Here is a 16,988-nt window from a genome sequence, read left to right as displayed (position 1 = left end):
TGTCCTTAACCTCCCCCGGCTTATCTCCTCTTGCCTTTAAGCTTATATACATAGGCCAGCACTTCGGCAACTGCCTGGAACAGATCGGCCGGCACTACATCACCGATCTCCGCTCTCTGGAACAATGCCCGTGCCAGCGGCTTATTCTCCATCGTTACAACACCATGCTCCTTGGCCAGTTCCCTGATGCGGAGTGCCACATAATCCTGGCCCTTGGCTATAATCTGAGGAGCCTCCATTGTGGAACCGTCATACTTCAGGGCGACTGCAAAGTGGGTCGGGTTCGTGATGATAACATCAGCCTTGGGGACCTCCTGCATCATCCGCTGCATCGCCATTCTGCGCTGACGTTCCCTGATCTTGCCTTTGATGATGGGGTCGCCCTCCATCTTTTTGTACTCATCCTTAATGTCCTGCTTGGACATCTTGAGACTCTTCTCATGCTCGTATTTCTGATAGATATAGTCCAGTACCGCCATTATAAAAAGAGCCGCTGCAATCTTGATGCCCAGGCTCATGGTCAGCTTCGCAACGAAGGCGTATGCCCCTTCCGCATCGACATGCGAGAGGCGTGCAAAACTCTCCTTCTGTCCCCAAAGCGTACTGTAGACCAGATAGGCAATCAGGATGAGCTTGAAGATAGATTTGAGGAACTCTACTACGGAACGCATGGAAAAAATATTTTTGAAGCCTTTGATGGGGTTTATCTTGCTGAACTTAGGCGTAATTCCTTCGCCTGAAGCCATGAAGCCTACCTGTGCGAAGTTAGCCACGAGCGCCAGCAGGAAGGTGATGCCCAGCAGCGGAGCAAGCAGAATGAGGATCTGCAGCCCGTACTGGTTAAACAGCGTAGTGATATTCTCCGGTGTTACCTCAAGCATCATCCGGTTCTGGAACACATCTGTGTAGAGCTTGATAAACCGTTCTTTCATGAAGCCGCCGAAGACGCTCAGTGACAGCAGCGCCGAGAAGAGGACCACTGCGCCTGACATTTCAGCACTTTTGGCAACCTGCCCCTTCTTGCGGGCGTCCTGCCGTTTCTTCGGAGTGGCTTTCTCTGTCTTATCTCCTCCGAACAGCTGAAGGTTCAGTTTGTATCTTGCCTGTTTTGCCAAGACAATCTCTCCTTACCGTAGCCTAAGGACTCTTCCCAATGAGGCCAAGCAAGTTGTGCATGGACTCGAACATAATCTCGAAGAGATTCTGGAACAGCGCAGCCATCCCCGGCATCAGTATAAGAAGCAGCGCCAGACCGATAATGATTTTGAGCGGGACACCGATGACAAACACATTATATTGCGGAGCCGTTCTCGCCAGGAAGGCCAGGCCTACATCCGTCAGGAACAGTGCAGCGACCAGCGGAGCCGACATTTGAAAGGCCAGCATAAAGGATTGAGCAAAGGTGCGGATCAGAAACTCTGACAAGCTTCCGCCGATCATTTTGAGGAACAGGTCATTATCGATCGGCACCCATTTATAGCTGTATACAATAGCATCCAGCAGGTAGTGGTGGCCATTCATGCTCAGGAACAGCAGCAGTGCAATCATATACTTGAAGTTACCGATAATCGGTGCCGAGGCCCCGGTCATCGGGTCAATGACGTTCGCAATCCCGAACCCGATCTGAATATCGATAAAAGAGCCCGCAGTCTGAATCGTCATAAACATCAGGTAGGCGATAAACCCAAGCAACAGCCCGATTAATGCCTCCCTGATAATCAGGAGGATAAACCCCAGATCCTGCGGAACTGTAATATTCATGCTGCCTGAGCTGAAGATGACCATCGATACAAAAAAAGACAAACCAATTTTGAACGTTGTCGGCACGCTTTGCGACGAAAAGACAGGAACGACAACAAAAAAGGCGGTAATTCGACAAAAAATCAGCAGAAAGACAGGAAAACTTTGCACCAGGGTCTCTATATTCATAGACTCAACCGATATACATATAGAGACTGCCCAGAATTTGGCTGGTGAAATCCACCAGCTTCGTTATAATCCACGGACCGAACAGCAGTAAAGCAAGCAGTACGGCAACGATTTTGGGAACAAACGCCAGGGTCTGCTCCTGAATCTGGGTTGTGGCTTGAAAAATACTGACGATCAGTCCTACCACCAGACCAAGAATCAGCATGGGGGCGCTGGTCTCCAGCACTAAATATACGGCTTGGCCGGCCAGGCCGATAATAAACTCCGCATTCATCCCATGTACCTCCTCTTACAAGTCAGGTGTTAAAACTCAGCAGCAGTGATTTGACTACTAGGTACCAGCCGTCCACCAGCACAAAGAGCATAATTTTGAAAGGCAACGATATCATTACCGGCGGCAGCATCATCATCCCCATGGCCATCAGGGTGCTGGACACCACAATATCAATAATAAGAAAAGGAATAAAAATCATAAAGCCCATGGTAAACGCCTTTTTCATCTCGCCGATTGCAAAAGCAGGTACCATTACTGTTAAAGGAATATCATTATAGCTGGCTGGCTTCACTGTAGCGTTATTGCCGGTATAGTTCATGAACAGCAGCAGGTCCTTCGTATTCGTCTGCTTGAACATAAATTCCTTAATCGGCTCCTGCGCTTTGTTCAGAGCTTCGCTCTGGGTCAGAGTGCCCTTCATATAGGGCTGTAAGGCCGTCTCGTTCACAGTTGCCAGTGTCGGCGACATAATGAACAAGGTTAGGAACAGAGCCAGTCCTACAAGCACCTGGTTCGGTGGCATCTGCTGTGTACCCAGTGAGGTTCTCACGAACCCCAGTACGATCACAATCCGCGTGAAGCTGGTCATCAGCACCAGGAATGAAGGAGCAATGCTAAGCACCGTTACCAGCAGCAGGATAGAGATGGAGCTCGTACCCCCGCTTGGAGCATCATTGTCTCCCACCGAGATATTGATATTAGGAATCGGGTCAGCATGAACCGGATGCAGGAGCAGCACACTGAAAATACCAAGCAACAAAAAAGAAAGAATCAGCTTTTTTTTCATAAATCCTCCGACTCTTTCCTGAGATCCTCATCCCTGCGCAGTTCCTCCAGCTTCTCCTTGCGCTCTGGCGCCAGGGCAAGCTTGGATTGCAGCGTCTCATAGAAAGACGAAGTCTCATGAATCTCAATTTCCTGGGACGGCACCTCACCGCGCAGCTTGGACTTGATTTTGGCGATAAGCGGTGCAATGAAGTTGTCTGTTCCTGAGGCCTGGTCTTCAAAAGCGGATATAATCAGCGCCACCTCTGCCGGATCGGTGATCTTATCCATCATAGTGATGTCCTCGCCCACTCCGATCAGATAGAGGCTGCCGCCCAGCTCAATGACCTGAATCGACTTATTCGGACCCAGCCCCAGCGCACCCAGCGTACGGATGGAACGGCCGCTCATCAGAGTCTGATTGCGGCGTCCCAGAAAACGGATCAGCAGCACGATAAGAATAACAATGACTGCCAGAAAAAAAACAACCTTCAATAAATTCAGCAGGGCATTACTACTGTCTCCGAGCGTTCCGGAAGCAAATAACATACCTCGTTCCTATATACCCAGCGTTTTGTTGATGGCTTCAATGACACGGTCTGCCTGGAACGGCTTCACAATAAAGTCTTTGGCACCGGCCTGGATTGCATCAATAACCATAGCCTGCTGACCCATGGCTGAACACATAATGACTTTGGCATTGGCATCTACTTTTTTGATTTCCTTAAGGGCGGCAATTCCGTCCATTTCAGGCATGGTGATATCCATCGTGATCAGATCCGGACGCAGTTCCTTAAATTTCTCTATAGCCTGTGAACCGTCCTGGGCTTCACCCACTACCTCAAATCCGTTTTTCGACAAAATGTCCCGGATCATCATTCTCATAAATGCTGCATCGTCCACGATTAGAATTCGGTTAGCCATTTTTACAAAATCCTCCCTAAGTATGCTTATTGTAATTTTTGTATACGGTCCCACTGGCTGACGATATCCGTAACGCGGACACCGAAGTTCTCGTCGATAACTACGACTTCCCCCTTGGCAATGAGCTTGTTGTTAACCAGAATGTCAACAGGCTCACCTGCCAGCTTGTCCAGTTCAATAATTGAACCTTGCGACATTTCCAGAATATCTTTAATCTGCTTCTGGGTCCTTCCTAATTCTACGGTTACCTTCAGTGGTATGTCCATCAATAAATTTAAATTATTTTCGTCAATATTGCCAAAAGCCCCTGCACTCAGATTCGCAAATTGCACAGGCTGCACATTTACATTACGGCCCTGTGCAGGATTCTGCGCCTGAGGCTGCGGATAGGGCATGCCCTGCGGCGGCATTCCGTAAGGCGGCATGCCCTGCATCCCATACGCCGGCATCCCTGCCGGAGGATAATAATATCCCCCTTCCGGCATTCCCGGATAAGGCGGCATTCCCTGGCCCTGCGGCGGATATTGCGGAGGGTACCCTCCCGCCTCCGGCGCTGGCATTTGCTGCTGAGCTGTAGGCGGAGCCTGTGCCGGTTCCGGTGCAGGCGCTGGTGCGGCTGCCGCAGCCGGAGGCGGTGTTGCTTCCGCAGAGGAGACGGCCGCTTCCTGGTCAGCCTGGCTGACATCGCCTAGCAGCATGGTCACCATATCCTTGGCGAATTGTACAGGCAGCAGCTGCATAATGGTGGAATCAATCAGATCGCCGATCTTGAGGCGGAAGGAAATCTGGATTAGCGTCTCATCATCCGGCAGGCTTCCTACACCTTCTCCGCTCGACATGTTAAGAATGTCAATGCCTGGCGGAGAAATATTGACGAATCTGTTGAAGATCGTTGACATTGAGGTAGCGGACGAACCCATCATCTGGTTCATCGCTTCCTGCACGGCACTGATATGAATCTCATTCAGTTCCTCGTCCTTAGGATCTCCTTCCCCACCGAGCATCAAGTCGGCAATGACCTGTGCATCCCTGATCTTGATAACCAGAGAATTGATGCCCTGGAAACCGTCGACATACTGTACGTGAACAGCCACATGAGGTTTGGGAAAGGCTTCCTCGAACTCTCCGCGTGTAATAATGGAAACCTTAGGGGTAGTAATGTCTACCTTCTTACCCAGTAGGGTGGAGAGTGCGGTTGCCGCACTTCCGAAGGTGATATTCCCAATTTCTCCCAGTGCATCCTGTTCAAAAGGTGTTAAGTAATCATCCACGGTCTTCGGTGAAGGAGCCAAGTTGCCTTCCGCAGACTGTCTAAGAAGAGCATCTATCTCTTCCTGGGACAAATAATCTTTACTCGTCAAACTCTTCAACCCCTTCGCTGACAATCTCGTCTATTTGCACAGCCACACGTTCTTTGATCATCCCCGGACTTCCAATGAATTTCAGCTTGTCCCCCACCTTAATCGACAGACCGGAATCCACCGTCTTGTTAAGAGAAATCACGTCGCCGATGCTGAGCCCGAGAAATTCAGCAATGGATAAATTCGATTCGCCAAGCTCCGCCACGATTGGAAGCTGCGCCCGGTGAACCCGTGCCCGGATGGCTTCGAGCTCTACCTCATCCCGCACCTTTTTCTCGGAGACAAACCACTGGTGCACCGAGAGCCTTGACATAATCGGCTCCAGCACAACGTGCGGGATACAAAGGTTGATCATCCCCGTCGTGTCTCCTATTTTGGTACTGAGGGAGATCAGGGCAATCGTTTCATTTGGCGATACAATTTGCATAAACTGCGGATTCGTTTCCAGCGCCTCCATCCTGGGATGGATATCAAGCACTGTCTTCCAGGCTTCCTGCAGACTTTCAAAGCATCTGCTGAAAATCCTCTCCATAATGGTCGTTTCGATTTCAGTCAACGCATTGATTTTGGAGGGTGCCGTTCCGAAGCCGCCAAGCAGACGGTCCAGCATGGCAAAAGCAATATTCGGATGCACCTCCATCACCATCCGGCCCTCCAGCGGCTCGGCCTCAAAAATATTCAATATCGTCATTTTGGGAATGGAGCGGATAAACTCGTCATAAGGGAGCTGCTCTACTTGAACGACATTGATCTGCACGAAGGTGCGCAATTGGGCCGAAAAGTACGTTGTAAGATAGCGGGCAAAGTTATCATGAATCCGGGTAAGGCTGCGGATATGATCTTTGGAGAAACGCACGGCCCGTTTGAAATCATAAGAGCGGATCTTTTTAGTGGTTTCTTCTTTTTTAAGTTCGTCGGCATCCATTTCACCGGATGAAAGTGCAGCAAGCAGAGCATCAATTTCGTTTTGTGATAGTACATCAACCAATTCAATCACCCCCCCATCAAAGAATAGACCCGCCTGCAGCTACATAGATGCCAGTATGAATTTGGTGAATTCAATCTGGGTGATGGAACCTTCTGTCAGGTTCTTATTGATGATATTCACCAGTTTGCTGCTGAACTGATCTTTGCCGCTGGCCCCATTCAACTCCTCGGGTTTGGCATCGGCAATCGCTTTGATAATCAGCGGTGTTATTTTAATAGATTTTATCTTTTCGAATTCTTCCTTGGACGACGCCGAATCTAATTGAAGCGCGATGTCAACTGAAAGGATGTAATCGGGATCGGCAAGATTAGTTTTGATATCTTTGATTTCGGCTGTCATCTCAACAATTTGATCAGCAGTCATCTTCTTCGTCTCCACGTTCTGGACAGCCTTGCTCACTTCATTCCCATCACCTGGGAAAATTTTGTCCATTAGTAAGAATGCAGCGACTACGATAAGTGTAACGGCCAGCAATATCGTGATGAGCCATGGCAGCATCTTTTTCATGAAAGCTCCTCCATTGACTGGACTTTAATGGTGGCAGCGTGTGTGCCTATGTCCCTGTTATATTCCTTAATCTTGCTAATGACTTCATCGGCTTTTTCAAGCACGATCAGTCTTTTGCCGGTTACCAGCGTAATATACGTGTCCGGTGATTCTTCAACCATTTCAACCAGCAGGGAATTCAGCCACATCCCCGCCCCGTTCAATCTTGTTACCGAAATCATGACAGGCCTCCTAACCTAAATAGGGGGAGGAGATCCTCCCCCACGACTGTAATAACATTTCCGCTGCGGGCAAAACGTTATTATTCAGCAAATTACATATTACGGTTCAGGCTTAACGCTTCAGATTAACTACTTCCTGTAATACTTCATCGGAAGTGGTGATAATCCGCGAATTCGCCTGGAATCCACGCTGGGTAACAATCATTTCTGTAAACTCGCCGGTCAGATCCACATTGGACATTTCCAGTTGGCCTGGAACGATGGTACCAGTTCCCACTTCTGCATTATTGGCAGTCGTCGGCTCCAACGCCCCTTCAGCATTTGCATTTAATGTCATCCGGTACAGGTTGCCGCCAATTTTCTCAAGCCCTCCCGGATTACTGACTTTGCCAACACCAATTTGAACACCGGATTCAGTAGTGCCGTCCGCCATCGTCTGCACAATTGTTCCGTCACTGGAGATGGAGAATCCCGTTGCATCATCGCTGAGTTGAATGGGTGCGCCCCCGGAGTCAACGACATGCAGGCCATCCGATGTAATCAGATTACGGCTGGCGTCCACATGGAAATCTCCGGCACGGGTTAGGAATGGAATCTCCTGATCACCCGAAAGCTTCACCAGAAAGAATCCGTCTCCTTCAATCCGCAAATCTGTAGGGTTATTGGTAGTCATTGCACTACCACCGGTGTGCAGGGTATCAATTGAACCGATACTCACTCCAAGACCGATCTGCTTGGCGTTGACACCGCCTTGTCCCTCTTCCCCAGGTGCTGTAACCCCGGAGACAGTCTGGCTCATAATATCCTTGAACATCACGCGTCCAGACTTGAAGCCGATGGTATTGACATTCGCAATATTGTTACCAATGACATCAAGCTTGGTCTGGAATCCGCGCATACCTGAAACCCCTGAGTACATAGATCTTAACATTATTAATCGTCCTCCCGGTTATAGAGTCTTCTGACTCTTAAGAATTGAAAGATGAAGCTGGAGTGGTGGCCGCGTCAGTCGGTCGGCAGCCACTATCGGCTCTCCAGTAAGGACCAGCCGATGTCAAGATATAATTACTGCACTGTCAATCTGCGTGAATACATTGTCCTTCATTGAATTGCCATCCATCGCTGTAACAACTGTCCGGTTCTTCACACTAACAATAAGTGCCATATCCTTCATAAGAATCAGAGATTCTTTGCTGCCCTTGGCGGCTGCTTTGTCTACCGCAGTGGAGATCTGATCCAGTTGGCGGCTGCCAAGCTCGATTCCCCGCTGCTCCAGGCGTTTAGCTGCATGGTTACTGAACTTCAGGATATTCTTCTGCAGCACACTCTCGAACGACGCTTCAGGACTTGAGGAGCCCTTAACAGATTGCTGACGCTGCAAGGCGGAAGGATGTACAGCTGCCGGATATAATTGTCCGATAGTTATTCTGTCACTCATGATGTCTCCCCGCTCTCCCCGTTTGTCGCAGTCTCACTGGCTGCCGGAGTCTCACTGGTTGCTGGACTCTCGCTAGCCGCTGGAGTCTCGCTGCCCGCTGGAGGTGTAGTACCAGCATTCTGAATTTGCGTAATATCTGTTAGAGCAATACGCTCCTTGCCTACCACTGCGTATTGTACCCCGCTGCTGACAACAATCGATTCAACATTGCCCGATTTCGGCAATTTCGTCTCAGCATCCGTCCAGGTGATATCCTTCCCGATCAATCCTGACACCGAGCCAAGGGACTGATTCAGTGCTGTAAGCTGGGTGGATATGTTCATAAGCTGCTCTACAGATGAGAATTGAGCCATTTGAGCGATGAATTCCTTATCCTCCATCGGCTGCATCGGGTCCTGGTTCTGCAGCTGGGTAATCAGTATTTTCAAGAACTGATCCTTGCCCAGTGTAGAGGTACCTGTGGTCTTGGGTGTCTTATCATTCGCTACATAATTCCACTGGTTGCTGTTAGACACGGGATTCGTTGCCATATTATTTCACCTCGCTTGTTCTGTTCATCAAATCTTGGTTGAGAATCCGCCGCTCTGGTTGGTATCCTGCTGAGTAGCAGAAACCCAATCCTTCCATTCGCCATTAAGCTCTGCGGCGAGCACGGCATCTGCTGATTCTTCCTGGTGATCCCGCGAACGTCTGCCTTGCTGCTGTCCGCCCGCGCCTGCCTGCTGACCCTGCCCTCCGGTCCACTGTGACTGAGGGGAGTTGTTGTTCTGCGTCACTTCGAGGCGCTCTACCTGAAGTCCCTGGGACTGCAATGCCAATCGAAGCTGGCTCATCTGCTGCTCAAGCATATCCTTGGTTCCGGCATGCTGGGTCATGAACTGTGCCACCAGATTTCCGTTTTGCATGGTAATCTTCACATCCACTTGTCCAAGATTCTCTGGGAATAAGGTGATCGTAGCTTCAGCCACTCCGCCCTTCTTGACAATCTCAAGCTTACCGCTGATGAAGGTGTTCATCTCCTGGGCGAATTGCTGGACCGGCACTGGCGCGGCTTCCGCCTTCAGCGGTGCAGTAATTCCGTGCCGCAGCGATAATTGGCCGGCCGTTACAACCTCCGGCTCCTGAGTCGTCCCTTCTCCAGATAGTAAAGGATCTTCGGCAGACACTGTCTCCTTCAATGTGGCAGTCACTACCGCGGCAATAGGAGTGGAACCCTCAGGTGCAGTTACAGCTTCGGAATTGCCAGCCACAGCTGCTGCATTCAACATGGAACCTGTGCTCGCTGAAGCCCCCAATAACCTACGGACATCCGTTGCCAAATCTCCCTTGCTATACATTCCCACCCTAGGCTCGCTTTCCGTTGCCTGCTTAAGCGACACCGCTGGAGCATCAACAACTGCTGGAGTCTTGTTAGCCATGGACTTGTGATTAACAGGTGCACTCTCCGCCATAATAGCTGAGAATTGATTTAGAAGCGCAGCTCCTTTGGCAGCAGTCTCCTGATCCCCGCTGACAGCTGCTATCTGAACCCGTTGAACCAGGCTGTTCAGTTCATCTTGAATGGCAAAGCGCAGGGTTTCAGGGTTCTTGGCAAGTGGCGACAAGCTGATGGATGTGTCAGCAACAGTAGCTGAGGCATCCTGTGAACCTGGAGAGGGATTGCCGGACACAAGAGCAGATACTTGAAGCAGCCAACTTTGAAGCGCAGCAATTAGTGCCGGATCAGCCTCCAGACTGGTGTCAAGCTTCTCTATATCCTGCACAAGACCTTCCAGCAGCTTCGTTTGCTTAACATCTGTACTGCCTGCCTCTTCTCCCTTAGCCTGAACAGCACTGAGGAGTCCCTGCAATAATGAAGCTAAATTACCGGCTACGGGAGTCTCAGTGCCTTTGGCAGTCGTAACTCCCCCCATGCTCTGCACAAGCGTCTGGGCAAATGGCATCGACGGGTTAACTGTCCCGGTTGTCCCCTGCGTTGTTCCGCCGGAAGCAGCCAGATTGCCTGCGGTTAAGGTTTGTAGAATAATACTCATCTTTTTCACCTCCCTTCAAAAGTTATTTCCCGCCCATCAGACGGTTGACAATTTTGGCTGTCTGCTTGCTGTCTTTCTTGGTCATCTCCCCCAAAATGGAGGAGCGGACCGAGTCACTGACCGTATTCAGCACCGTGATGACTTTATCCGGACTCAGGCTGTACATGGAGCCAAGCAGCACTGCCGCATCCGCAGCGGGCATGCTGGTGAAGGTCTGGCCTAGCTTCTCCTGATCCAGATTAGCTGAAGGCTTGGGAGTAGCAGTACCAGCCTCCTGCTTTAGCCGGGATTGCAGGGCTGCAATAGCCATATCGGTTGAATTTGTGGTTTCTTTTAGCTTTATGGAGACATCTGCCGCTTTTTTGGCATCCATTTTTTCCAGGATGGCCGTTTTGCTGGCATTGTTCATCACACTGAAGATTTGAACCATCTCATCGGTAGTCAAATTCTCCATAATCGGCGCCGCTTTGGAGGCCTTCATCCCGGCATACAGCTTAGCCAGATCCGTCACTTTCTTCAGATAAGGATCTTCCTCTTCCTCGGTGGCTGCGGCCGTTTCAGCAGCGGTCTTTAACTCATCAACCTGCTTTTGAAGTGCTTCGGCCTTGGTTGTCTCCGCCGCCTTGTCTTCTTCAGCCTTCTTCAGTTTTTCCTCCCCAGCGGTAAGTTGAGCTTTGAGTTCTTTGATCGTGCTCGCGGAGCTCGCGGCCTGCTCTTTACTCTCTGCGGGCGGATTCTCCTCTGCGGCTTCACCCGGCGCTGCCGGGTCCGCGGGCGGATCAGGCACCCATTTCTCTATAACAGGAATTTTGTTGGCAATCGCCAACACGTTATTGCGGATATCCATATTAAATAGGGTGAGCAGTACCCCAAGCAGTACAAGCGTGAAAATGATTGGAATCATCAAGAACAAAAAACGCTCTAATTTGCCTGCCGACCCTTCATCTTCAAGTTCCATCTGATTATTTGCCACTAGCGGAAACCTCCCGGGTTAGAGGGATTTCATCGCGAAGCGGACGGTAGCCATCTCATCCAGTTCGTTTTGTTCCCGTAAACTCATATTCTGCAGAAATGCGGTTTGTGCTTTGTCTTTGGCTTTGAGCCATACCTTCTCATCCAGAACCTTCGTACTCAGGTGATCCTGCTTATTCTGAACCTCAACATGTGCCCTACTAATGTCGGAATGCTTACGGGCAATGCATTTGTCGAGATAATCCACGTAATCCTGCATTTCACGAAGCTTAGCCATCGGTGTCTTCTGCTGTGCTGCACTTTGCAGGGACAACATCAGCGTGCTGCGCTGACCAGTTAATTCATCAAGGCTTTTTTCCTGTGCCTGCAGTTCTCCGAGCGCGCTTGAGAGCATCCACTCTGCCTGTGTTTTTTCGTTACCCTTCAAGTCCACCACTTTTTGAAAAGTATAATGGAATCTCATGATCAATCAACTCCTCGAGAACTGTGAAATTAAAGTCTGCTGCACTTCGCTGAGGGTTACCTTCTCGTTCACCTTTTGCTTGGTGAAATCCCAGATGCTGTCGATGTAATGCATCGACTCATCGATTTGCGCGTTAGAGCCCCTCTGGTAGGCTCCGATGTTAATCAGGTCCTCGGAATCCTTATATACCGCCATCAGGCGCTTCACATTCTCGGCCGCTGCAATCTGCTCCTCCGGGGCGATATCCTTCATCACCCGGCTGATGCTTGCGAGAACGTCGATCGCTGGAAAATGTCCTTTATTGGCTATATTCCGGTTCAGAACAATATGTCCGTCCAGAATGCCGCGCACAGCATCTGCTATCGGCTCGTTCATATCGTCACCGTCAACCAGCACCGTGTAGAACGCGGTGATTGAGCCTGTAGGGCCCGTCCCAGCACGTTCCAGCAGCTTAGGCAGACTGGCGAATACAGAAGGTGTATACCCTCTCATCGCCGGAGGCTCGCCGACTGCTAGCCCTACCTCACGCTGCGCCATCGCATAACGTGTTACCGAGTCCATCATCAGCATGACATTCAGACCACGGTCGCGGAAGTACTCGGCAATCGTAGTGGCGATCAGCGCCCCCTTAATCCGGATCAGTGCAGGCTGATCGGAAGTGGCCACAATGACCACCGAACGCTGAAGACCTTCGGGTCCCAGATCGCGCTCAATGAAATCAAGCACCTCTCTGCCCCGTTCACCGATCAGCGCAATCACATTGACATCTGCCGAGGTGTTTCGGGCAATCATGCCCATCAGTGTACTCTTCCCCACACCCGAGCCGGCAAAAATCCCTACACGTTGCCCCTTACCGATAGTCAAAAGTCCATCAATAGCCCGGACTCCAATGCTGATCGGTTCGGCGACCCGCGGGCGGTTAAGCGGATTGGACGGAATGTTGAAGGTGGAGCTGTGCGGCATTCTGGCCGGTATCAGTGAACCATCCAGCGGCTGTCCCAGACCGTCGAGAACCTTCCCGAGCAGCTCCGAGCCGACTTGAACGCTAAGCGGCTTGCCGGTGCCCACTACATCACAACCAGGCCCGATAGCCTGCAGTTCGCCAAGCGGCATTAACAGCACCTTGTTATCACGGAACCCTACAACCTCTGCCTGAAGCGGCTTACTTCCTTTGGCAGGATAGATATAACACACATCACCGATGCTGGCGTCTGGCCCTTCCGACTCCACCATCAGCCCGATAACCTGAGTAACCTTACCGTTAATCCTTACCGGATCGAAGTTACGCAGCTGATCTTTGTATCTTCTGCTGTCAAGCATCGTCGTCCCCATTTCTGTGTTCATCTGAGTCCAGAGCGATTCTTAGCAGTTCTTTTTTAATTTCGGCAAGCTGGGTATCAACCCGGGCATCGATGCTGCCGAAGGAAGACCGGATCACACACCCCAGATCTCTGACCGTTGAATCCGGGAGAATCTGCAGCTCAGCCTGAGAGTCCACAGCAAGCGAGAGTTCTTCACGGGCCGCATTGACAAAAGCAAACTGTGCAGGAGACACACAGAGTGAGATCAGCCCCTGCTCACGTTTGCGGGCCAGATTCTTACGGATCAGATCCATCGCAAATTGCGGTTCAACGGTGAGTTGCTTGTCCACGATTTTCTCAGCAATATCACAGCTTAGCTCTACAAGAAACGGCTCCGCCTCCTGAATAATTACATCTCTTGCCCGGTACGCTTCCTGAAGCACGGTCTGCGCTTCGTCCATCATCTCGGCGAGACGCCGGGACATCTCCTGCTCTGCTTGGGCCAGACCTTCTTGATACCCCTGTTGATAGCCCTCGGATTTGACGGCTTCGATCAGCAGCTCATCCTGTTCTCTACGCTCGCGCCACCATTCTTCAGCTTCAGTCCGTGCTGATTCCACAATATTCTCCGCTTCCTCGGAAGCGCTGCGGACTTGACTCTCCGCGAACTCCTGAGCATCCTTCAGCATTTGCTTGCGGGACTGCTCCGCTGCCTCCCTGGCGGGGTCCTGGTAGTGGACTTCACCCGAAGGCTCTTCTGGAGCCGGCTCTTCAGTCAGGCCTGCATGATGTCTGGCCTGTTCAAGACGCTTCAGCACATCTACGGGAATATATTGAGAATGTTTGATCAGCTTAGACAATAATGTCATCTCCTCCGCCACGGGCGATGATAATTTCACCAGACTCTTCGAGTCTGCGGATCGTGCCTACGATGCGGGTCTGTGCTTCTTCCACATCACGCAGCCGCACGGGTCCCATATACTCCATTTCCTCGCGGAAGGTCTCAGCCATACGCTTAGACATATTGCGGAAGATAACATCCCGCACTTCCTCGCTGGCCACTTTGAGCGCAAGCTGCAAGTCCGCGTTGTCGATATCCTTGATAATCCGCTGAATGGAACGGTTATCCACATTGACGATATCTTCGAAGACGAACATCCGCTTCTTGATTTCTTCGGCCAGCTCCGGGTCCTGAATTTCCAAGGAATCGAGAATAGTCCGTTCTGTACCGCGGTCAACACCGTTTAGAATCTGTACAATCGATTCGATACCGCCTGCATTCGTATAATCCTGGGTGACTGTAGCAGACAGCTTCTGTTCCAGCACACGTTCGATCTGGGTTACGACCTCTGGAGAGGTGCTGTCCATAATCGCTATTCTTCTGGCTACCTCGGCCTGCTTCTCCTGAGGCAGAGAAGACAGGATAGAGGCCGCTTGTTCAAATTGCAGATAAGAGAGTACAAGTGCAATGGTCTGCACATTCTCGTTCTGGATGAAGTTGAGAATCTGATTCGGATCTGCCTTGCGGGCAAAATCGAAGGGTCTTACCTGCAGTGTTGCTGTCAGGCGGTTGATCACTTCGAGCGCCTTTGCCGAGCCGAGCGCCTTTTCAAGGATCTCCTTGGCGTAGTTGATACCACCCTGAGAGATATATTCCTGTGCAAGACAGATCTGATGGAATTCGGACATGATCGACTCTTTTTCCCCGCTGTCCACTTTGCGTACATTCGCAATTTCCAGCGTCAGCTGTTCGATTTCCTCATCCCGCAGATGCTTGAATATTTGTGCCGATACTTCAGGCCCTAGTGTGATAAGCAGGATCGCCGCCTTTTGACGGCCGCTGAGTCCCTGCTGGCTAGCTTTTGCCATCTCTTCACCTCTGTTCTTCAGCAAGCCAAGTGCGGAGCAGATTTACGAATTCATCCGGCTTCTTCTTCGCCAGACTTTCCAGCTGCTTGCGGACCTGACTTTCATTCGTCACGCTATCCATATTAATTGAAGGGAACTCGGTAGGAACCTGCAGCGGAATATCTTCTTCCACCTCTTCCTCCTGCTTGTTCTTGCGGCTGCGGTAGATCAGATAACCTCCGCCTGCACCGACCAGCAGAGCAGCCGCACCGATGGCCCAGATCATCCAAGTTGCCAGTCCTCCGGATGTATTCTCGGCAGTGGCACCTCCAAATTGTTGCGAGAATACCGAAACTTTTTTGGTCAGGTCCGCGTCTGTATAAGTAATACCTGAATCTGCCAGCGAGGCGCGGACAATGTTGACCAGAATGTTTTGTATCGCTCCTGAAGTAGCCTCGTCCAAAGTTGTTTGTCCTGCAGGTGGTTCAACCGCGACATTTATGGTTAAATCTTTTACAGTATATGGACTTGCGATAATATCTTTGGTGATTCTCGTAACTTCAAAGTTCCTTGTCTCCGATGATTCCTCAGAAGAAGAAGCACCTGTGTCAGCCCCAGCAGGATAACCTGCAACATCTTCAGACCCTGTACCCGCGACTCCTCCGGATGTGTTCCCTTGGCCCGAGAACGTTTTGCTGATAATCTGCGAGCTGATCTCAATCCCCTTCATATTCTCAGCATCCACCGGTACTACAACATCTTCCTTTCTGTTCTCCTTATCGAAATTAAGCTTGGAGAACACCAGGACATCGACCTTGTCGGGACCTGTCAGGGTACTCAGGAATTGTTTGACATCTTTCTTGACATCATCTTCGAATTTCTTCTTGAGTGCGAAGTTCTCTTCAACCTGGCTGGAGATCCCCGCCTGGCCGCCCTTGGCCGTCGGTTTCAGCTCCACCTCGTTGTTAGTGATCGTAATGTTGTCGATGGGAAGATTCGGGACAGCGGTCTTCACGAGATTGAAGTAACCGTCAATATTCTCCTGGGAGGGTCTGAATCCCGGATCAAAGCTCATCACCACGGAAGCCTGCGCTTTCTCCTGATCCTCCTGTGAGGCGAATACCGTCTCCTTTGGCAGAGTAATGAGAACCTTGGCGTCTTTAATCCCCTGCATCCTTCTCATCAGCTGTTCAACTTCACCATTAAGCGCATTGTTGTATTTAACATTGAATTCACTGTCTGTAGTGCCGATCATGGACGAGGATTCATTGAACACCTTGTACCCGATTGACCCTTGCTGAACGATCCCCTGAGAACCAACAGCTATCTTGATACGTGCAGCATCCGTGCTGGGAACGGAGATACTTTTGCCATCCGGGCTTAAACGGTAAGACACCCCTGATGTATCCAAATAACTCATAACTCCCGCTGAATCGGTACTGTCCAGGTCCTGAAAAGCAACCTCGTATTCTACCTTCGATAACTGCATAGTCGTAACTACGATTACTATAATGATAATAAACAGAGTGGAGAAAAACATTATCTTCTGTTTACCGCTGAATCTGTTCCAATACTGGGTTATCTTCTCCCGGTACTGGGCCAATCTTTCATTCACAGTGTCACCCCATCCGAAACGTAGCTAGGATCATTTAGATTTGAGTTCTCATAATTTCCTGATAGGCTTCAATTACTTTGTTCCGGACTTGTGTAGTCAACTGCAAACTCAGCAATGCCTGTTGGGACGAAATCATAGCCTCATCAATGTTGACCTCTCCCAGTACAAATTTGTTACTCATGTCTTTCGCCTGTTCTTCCTGATCTGCTACCTGGTTAAGCGCATTCTCCAGGTATGAACCGAAGCTCTGTCCCGGCTCTTGCACGGCTGAGGATTCTGCAGCTACGGACTTCATAGCGAGCGGCTGAACCGCCTGGTTCCCGATCAATAAATTCTGTATCAATTCTTC

21 protein-coding genes are annotated in these 16,988 nt (G+C 50.4%); all 21 read right to left on the bottom strand.

The window, feature by feature from the left end:
* Positions 1–20: 20 nt before the first annotated feature.
* Entirely contained in the window at positions 21–1,115 is a 1,095-nt protein-coding gene (flhB, locus tag C162_RS06305) for a flagellar biosynthesis protein FlhB (RefSeq protein WP_084648837.1), read from the bottom strand.
* A 22-nt stretch (positions 1,116–1,137) separates the two neighbouring features.
* Positions 1,138–1,929: a flagellar biosynthetic protein FliR gene (gene fliR, locus C162_RS06300; RefSeq protein ID WP_036692526.1), complete on the bottom strand. Its 792-nt coding sequence runs from the start codon at positions 1,927–1,929 to the stop codon at positions 1,138–1,140.
* A 4-nt stretch (positions 1,930–1,933) separates the two neighbouring features.
* On the bottom strand, positions 1,934–2,203 hold the full coding sequence (fliQ, locus tag C162_RS06295; protein WP_036692523.1) for a flagellar biosynthesis protein FliQ: 270 nt from the start codon (positions 2,201–2,203) through the stop codon (positions 1,934–1,936).
* Between the two features lie 22 nt (positions 2,204–2,225).
* Positions 2,226–2,990, bottom strand: coding sequence for a flagellar type III secretion system pore protein FliP (fliP, locus tag C162_RS06290; protein WP_036692519.1), 765 nt, complete (start codon positions 2,988–2,990; stop codon positions 2,226–2,228).
* Positions 2,987–3,517: a flagellar biosynthetic protein FliO gene (locus C162_RS06285; protein ID WP_036692516.1), complete on the bottom strand. Its 531-nt coding sequence runs from the start codon at positions 3,515–3,517 to the stop codon at positions 2,987–2,989. The genes fliP and C162_RS06285 overlap by 4 nt, the downstream gene beginning before the upstream one ends.
* A 9-nt stretch (positions 3,518–3,526) precedes the next feature.
* A complete protein-coding gene (locus C162_RS06280) occupies positions 3,527–3,892 on the bottom strand; it encodes a response regulator (RefSeq protein WP_036692515.1) in 366 nt (121 codons plus the stop codon).
* Positions 3,893–3,918: 26 nt separating this feature from the next.
* Entirely contained in the window at positions 3,919–5,253 is a 1,335-nt protein-coding gene (fliY, locus tag C162_RS06275; protein ID WP_036692512.1) for a flagellar motor switch phosphatase FliY, read from the bottom strand.
* A complete protein-coding gene (gene fliM / locus C162_RS06270) occupies positions 5,243–6,241 on the bottom strand; it encodes a flagellar motor switch protein FliM (protein WP_036692509.1) in 999 nt (332 codons plus the stop codon). Before fliM ends, fliY begins: the two co-directional genes overlap by 11 nt.
* A 39-nt stretch (positions 6,242–6,280) precedes the next feature.
* The gene (locus tag C162_RS06265) at positions 6,281–6,748 is read right to left on the bottom strand and encodes a flagellar basal body-associated FliL family protein (RefSeq protein WP_036692501.1); all 468 of its coding nucleotides are present in this window, start codon (positions 6,746–6,748) and stop codon (positions 6,281–6,283) included.
* On the bottom strand, positions 6,745–6,969 hold the full coding sequence (locus C162_RS06260) for a flagellar FlbD family protein (protein ID WP_036692499.1): 225 nt from the start codon (positions 6,967–6,969) through the stop codon (positions 6,745–6,747). The genes C162_RS06265 and C162_RS06260 overlap by 4 nt, the downstream gene beginning before the upstream one ends.
* A gap of 112 nt (positions 6,970–7,081) precedes the next feature.
* Positions 7,082–7,900: a flagellar basal body rod protein FlgG gene (gene flgG / locus C162_RS06255; protein ID WP_036692497.1), complete on the bottom strand. Its 819-nt coding sequence runs from the start codon at positions 7,898–7,900 to the stop codon at positions 7,082–7,084.
* Between the two features lie 123 nt (positions 7,901–8,023).
* On the bottom strand, positions 8,024–8,407 hold the full coding sequence (locus C162_RS06250) for a TIGR02530 family flagellar biosynthesis protein (RefSeq protein WP_036692495.1): 384 nt from the start codon (positions 8,405–8,407) through the stop codon (positions 8,024–8,026).
* Positions 8,404–8,937 (bottom strand): flagellar hook capping FlgD N-terminal domain-containing protein, encoded by a 534-nt coding sequence (locus tag C162_RS06245; RefSeq protein ID WP_036692493.1) that lies wholly within the window; start codon positions 8,935–8,937, stop codon positions 8,404–8,406. The genes C162_RS06250 and C162_RS06245 overlap by 4 nt, the downstream gene beginning before the upstream one ends.
* Positions 8,938–8,964: 27 nt before the next feature.
* Positions 8,965–10,440, bottom strand: coding sequence for a flagellar hook-length control protein FliK (locus tag C162_RS06240; protein ID WP_036692491.1), 1,476 nt, complete (start codon positions 10,438–10,440; stop codon positions 8,965–8,967).
* A 22-nt stretch (positions 10,441–10,462) separates the two neighbouring features.
* Positions 10,463–11,413 carry a MotE family protein gene (locus C162_RS06235; RefSeq protein ID WP_235218363.1) on the bottom strand — a complete coding sequence of 317 codons (951 nt, stop codon included), beginning with the start codon at positions 11,411–11,413 and terminating at the stop codon, positions 10,463–10,465.
* 18 nt (positions 11,414–11,431) lie between these two features.
* On the bottom strand, positions 11,432–11,875 hold the full coding sequence (fliJ, locus tag C162_RS06230; RefSeq protein WP_036692490.1) for a flagellar export protein FliJ: 444 nt from the start codon (positions 11,873–11,875) through the stop codon (positions 11,432–11,434).
* 6 nt (positions 11,876–11,881) lie between these two features.
* On the bottom strand, positions 11,882–13,195 hold the full coding sequence (fliI, locus tag C162_RS06225; protein WP_036692488.1) for a flagellar protein export ATPase FliI: 1,314 nt from the start codon (positions 13,193–13,195) through the stop codon (positions 11,882–11,884).
* The gene (locus C162_RS06220; protein WP_036692487.1) at positions 13,188–14,036 is read right to left on the bottom strand and encodes a FliH/SctL family protein; all 849 of its coding nucleotides are present in this window, start codon (positions 14,034–14,036) and stop codon (positions 13,188–13,190) included. The genes fliI and C162_RS06220 overlap by 8 nt, the downstream gene beginning before the upstream one ends.
* Complete coding sequence (fliG, locus tag C162_RS06215; RefSeq protein ID WP_036692485.1) at positions 14,029–15,045, bottom strand: flagellar motor switch protein FliG; 1,017 nt, start codon at positions 15,043–15,045, stop codon at positions 14,029–14,031. The genes C162_RS06220 and fliG overlap by 8 nt, the downstream gene beginning before the upstream one ends.
* 4 nt (positions 15,046–15,049) lie before the next feature.
* On the bottom strand, positions 15,050–16,639 hold the full coding sequence (gene fliF, locus C162_RS06210; protein WP_036692483.1) for a flagellar basal-body MS-ring/collar protein FliF: 1,590 nt from the start codon (positions 16,637–16,639) through the stop codon (positions 15,050–15,052).
* Between the two features lie 34 nt (positions 16,640–16,673).
* Positions 16,674–16,982, bottom strand: a complete 309-nt coding sequence (gene fliE / locus C162_RS06205; protein WP_036692482.1) for a flagellar hook-basal body complex protein FliE — start codon at positions 16,980–16,982, stop codon at positions 16,674–16,676.
* Between the last annotated feature and the right edge of the window lie 6 nt (positions 16,983–16,988).

This window comes from Paenibacillus sp. FSL R7-269, assembly GCF_000517865.1.
Lineage (GTDB): Bacteria > Bacillota > Bacilli > Paenibacillales > Paenibacillaceae > Paenibacillus_AQ.
This window is presented reverse-complemented; position numbering and strand designations above follow the sequence as displayed.

Coding starts and splice junctions, on each gene's coding strand:
- C162_RS06280 (WP_036692515.1), bottom strand. CDS start 3,892: ATGGCTAACCGAATTCTAATCGTGGACGATGCAGCATTTATGAGAATG.
- C162_RS06240 (WP_036692491.1), bottom strand. CDS start 10,440: ATGAGTATTATTCTACAAACCTTAACCGCAGGCAATCTGGCTGCTTCC.
- C162_RS06285 (WP_036692516.1), bottom strand. CDS start 3,517: ATGTTATTTGCTTCCGGAACGCTCGGAGACAGTAGTAATGCCCTGCTG.
- fliQ (WP_036692523.1), bottom strand. CDS start 2,203: ATGAATGCGGAGTTTATTATCGGCCTGGCCGGCCAAGCCGTATATTTA.
- fliR (WP_036692526.1), bottom strand. CDS start 1,929: ATGAATATAGAGACCCTGGTGCAAAGTTTTCCTGTCTTTCTGCTGATT.
- C162_RS06260 (WP_036692499.1), bottom strand. CDS start 6,969: ATGATTTCGGTAACAAGATTGAACGGGGCGGGGATGTGGCTGAATTCC.
- C162_RS06250 (WP_036692495.1), bottom strand. CDS start 8,407: ATGAGTGACAGAATAACTATCGGACAATTATATCCGGCAGCTGTACAT.
- fliI (WP_036692488.1), bottom strand. CDS start 13,195: ATGCTTGACAGCAGAAGATACAAAGATCAGCTGCGTAACTTCGATCCG.
- fliP (WP_036692519.1), bottom strand. CDS start 2,990: ATGAAAAAAAAGCTGATTCTTTCTTTTTTGTTGCTTGGTATTTTCAGT.
- C162_RS06265 (WP_036692501.1), bottom strand. CDS start 6,748: ATGAAAAAGATGCTGCCATGGCTCATCACGATATTGCTGGCCGTTACA.
- fliG (WP_036692485.1), bottom strand. CDS start 15,045: ATGGCAAAAGCTAGCCAGCAGGGACTCAGCGGCCGTCAAAAGGCGGCG.
- C162_RS06245 (WP_036692493.1), bottom strand. CDS start 8,937: ATGGCAACGAATCCCGTGTCTAACAGCAACCAGTGGAATTATGTAGCG.
- fliJ (WP_036692490.1), bottom strand. CDS start 11,875: ATGAGATTCCATTATACTTTTCAAAAAGTGGTGGACTTGAAGGGTAAC.
- flgG (WP_036692497.1), bottom strand. CDS start 7,900: ATGTTAAGATCTATGTACTCAGGGGTTTCAGGTATGCGCGGATTCCAG.